The organism is Psychrobacter sp. DAB_AL32B, assembly GCF_002224105.1.
GTDB lineage: Bacteria > Pseudomonadota > Gammaproteobacteria > Pseudomonadales > Moraxellaceae > Psychrobacter.
In genome coordinates, this window is sequence record NZ_NEXU01000181.1 from 1 (window position 1) to 310 (window position 310).

Consider the following 310-nt stretch of genomic DNA (forward strand, 5'->3'; position numbering starts at 1 on the left):
CCGCTCTATCTAAGACAGAAGCGAGACTTAGGGCTGACCGATTGGACTGCTTATTAATAGCCTCAACAAACGGTGAACTAATAGTTGGCTTAGGATCAGTCGGTTTAGGATCAGTCGGTTTAGGATCAGTCGGTTTAGGATCAGTCGGTTTAGGATCAGTCGGTTTAGGATCAGTCGGTTTAGGATCAGTCGGTTTAGGATCAGTCGGTTTAGGATCAGTCGGTTTAGGATCGGTCGGTTTTGGATCAGTCGGTTTTGGATCAGTTGGTTTTGGATCAGTTGGCTTAGGATCGGTTGGCTTTTGAGCAAC

Annotated in this window: 1 protein-coding gene; it reads right to left on the reverse strand. The window is 46.5% G+C overall.

From position 1 onward, the window contains the following. The coding region (locus CAN34_RS13895; RefSeq protein WP_217320642.1) for a hypothetical protein at positions 1 to 310 on the reverse strand (310 nt) is incomplete at both ends.